Source organism: Sporosarcina sp. (assembly GCF_029257255.1).
GTDB lineage: Bacteria > Bacillota > Bacilli > Bacillales_A > Planococcaceae > Sporosarcina.
This window is the reverse complement of the sequence record NZ_JARICI010000045.1, coordinates 1-2,825: the sequence shown is the minus strand read 5'-3', so window position 1 is coordinate 2,825 and position 2,825 is coordinate 1. Positions and strand designations below refer to the sequence as shown.

2 protein-coding genes and 1 pseudogene are annotated in these 2,825 nt (G+C 37.5%); all 3 read left to right on the top strand.

Translation table 11 applies throughout. From position 1 onward, the window contains the following. A pseudogene (locus Q1J64_RS09480) lies at positions 1–205 on the top strand (hypothetical protein); the annotation flags it as partial. A 3-nt stretch (positions 206–208) separates the two neighbouring features. Beyond that, positions 209–1,675, top strand: coding sequence for an ABC transporter ATP-binding protein (locus Q1J64_RS09475; RefSeq protein ID WP_301108824.1), 1,467 nt, complete (start codon positions 209–211; stop codon positions 1,673–1,675). A 10-nt stretch (positions 1,676–1,685) separates the two neighbouring features. Continuing rightward, a partial coding sequence (locus Q1J64_RS09470) for an ABC transporter transmembrane domain-containing protein (RefSeq protein ID WP_301108823.1) occupies positions 1,686–2,825 on the top strand: 1,140 nt, incomplete at its 3' end.

The following is a 2,825-nucleotide window of genomic DNA, read 5'->3' as shown; positions in this document are numbered from 1 at the left end:
CATGCGTTGCTTAAAAGTAACAGATGAGTTGGCAGCATCTGGAACTACACGTGGCTTAGAGCTAGAGGCGAAAAGATTCGCTTTAAATAGGATTTATTTTTCTTGGCAGGAATATATGGTAACAATTTTAGGAATTGCTTTTTTGGGGCTTCTTTTGTTTCTTGATCATACATCTATTGGTGAAATAATTTTGTGGAGGGTATAGTGGATGATAGAATTTCAGAAATTTTCATTTAGATATGAAGAAAGCTCCGAGTTTACATTAAAGAATATTGATGTAACCGTTCAGGATGGAGAATTTATTCTTTTGACAGGAAGAAGCGGTTGCGGAAAGACGACCTTGATTCGGTCATTAAATGGTTTGATACCACATTTTTATCCAGGAGAGATTAAAGGGAATCTACTTTTGAATGGAAAGTCTGTTTTGGATATGCAACCTGCACAATTGGCTGGGAAAGTAGGAACGGTATTTCAAGATCCACGTTCTCAATTTTTCATGACCGATACTACGAGAGAATTAGCCTTTGGGAGTGAGAACATGGGATATCCACGAGAGGAAACTATTTCTCGGATAGCAAAATCTACAAAGGATTTAGAATTGGAGGAGTTTTTAAACAGGAGTATTTTTACATTATCAAGTGGCGAGAAACAACAGATAGCAATTGGTTCAGTTTATGCGTTGGCTCCTAAAGTGTATATTTTTGATGAACCTTCAGCAAATTTAGATTATGAAGCAACAAAACGTTTGGCACGGATTATGAAGATGTTGAAGCAACAAGGCTTTACGATTTTTGTGGTAGAGCATCGATTCTATTATCTACGGGAATTGTTTGATCGTATATTTTTAATTGAAGATGGATGTATTAAAGAAAGATTTACTAGAAAAGAGTTTTGCGAGTTACAAGAAGAACGTCGCGTGAATTATGGGTTGCGAACAGTATTTCCAGAAAAAGATGCGGAGAGTTATCGAGCCAAAAAGCGGGAAGTTAAAGAACAGCATATTTTGCGAGTTGATAATTTGAAATTCGCATATAAAAAGGGAGAAGAGGTATTAAATAATATAAGTTTTGAGACACATACTGGAGAGGTAATAGGTATTCTAGGGCATAATGGGGCGGGAAAAACAACACTACTGTCTATTTTAACCGGTTTGTTGAAGGAAACAGGTGGGGAGATTCAATATGATGGGAAAAAATTATCTCCACGGAAGCGTAGAGCATTATCATATTTGGTTATGCAGGATACAGATTATCAACTTTTTGGAAGTAGCGTGGAAGAAGAATTATCCCTTGGTATTGAGATGGATTGTACAGAAAAAATTAAAGAGACGTTAGAGGCTCTAGAACTTCTGGAATATAAAACGAGACACCCTGCCTCTCTTTCAGGAGGACAGAAACAACGGGTAACTATTGGAGCTTCTCTAGTAAAGGACAGTCCGGTTATTTATTTTGATGAGCCGACAAGTGGACTGGATTACGACTCAATGATAAGAGTTAGCCGCCTAATCAAACGTCTTGCAGATTCAGGAGTTATTATTTTTGTGGTATCACATGATTTTGAGTTTATTGTTCGTACCTGTACGGAGGTGTTGCAGCTTGATCAGTCGGAGTATATTCAAAATCAAGAACTTACCCCGGCAATGTTAAAGGAACTATCAAAAAAATATTTTAGTTAGGAGGTTTATTATGTTACAAAAAGTATTTGAGTATGCAGGTGCTCATAAAAAGAGCCTGTATAGAGCGACTTTTGTTGTACTGCTAAGCGTTCTTATGGGAGTATTTCCATTTGTATTAGCTTACCAGATTATTGCACCATTGGTTATGGGAGAGACTATCGAAATTACATATGTTTTGCTGCGGGTATGTGGTGTATTGATATGCCTTGTGCTACAGGCAATTTTATATGGTGTAGGATTGAACATATCACATAAAGCAGCCTATAATATATTGCTTCGTTTGCGTATTGCTTTACAGAAACGTTTTGAGACAATGCCACTTGGCTTTATTCAGGATAAAGGAACTGGAACTGTAAAGAAATTGTTTGTGGATGATGTGGATAGTTTGGAAGTATTATTGGCGCATTCTTTGCCAGAGGGGATTGCCAATCTTATGATTCCGCTAGTTATTTATGTAGCAATGTTCTTTGTGGATTGGAAATTGGCTTTAATGTCGCTGGTATCAATACCATTTAGTTTAGTTGCTATGATGATTATGTATTCTGTTGGTATGAAAAAAATGGGACCATACTATATGGCGGGGCAAAAAATGAATAATACTATTATTGAATATATCAACGGAATGGAAGTCGTAAAAGTATTTAATAAGGATGTTGAATCTTACGAACGATTCCGTAAAGATATTGGGGATTATCGGGATTATACACTGGCTTGGTACAAAGCTGCATGGCCGTGGATGGCTGTTTATAGTAGTTTGCTACCATGCACAATAATTCTTACGCTTCCGCTGGGAGCTTGGTGCGTTCTCTGTGGCTGGTCTACACTCCCAAATTTAATCCTAGTGTTGTGTCTATCTTTGAGTATAGGTATGCCTCTTTTAAAATCCATGGGATTCTTGCCGACTCTTCCTCAGCTAAACTATAAGATTTCGGCACTGGAGCAGGTGCTTGATAGTGAACCATTACAGCAGACAGATGCAGAGTTTAGGGGAAAAGATTATACGATTACTTATGAAAATGTTACTTTTGGATATTCTCAAAGTAAACCTGACCCTGATGGACAGCCAATTGTAACGGTAAATAACGTAATCAATAATGTGAGTTTTACTGCAAAGACCGGTCAGAAGGTGGCATTAGTTGGAGAATCAGGC

Coding starts and splice junctions, on each gene's coding strand:
- Q1J64_RS09475 (WP_301108824.1), top strand. CDS start 209: ATGATAGAATTTCAGAAATTTTCATTTAGATATGAAGAAAGCTCCGAG.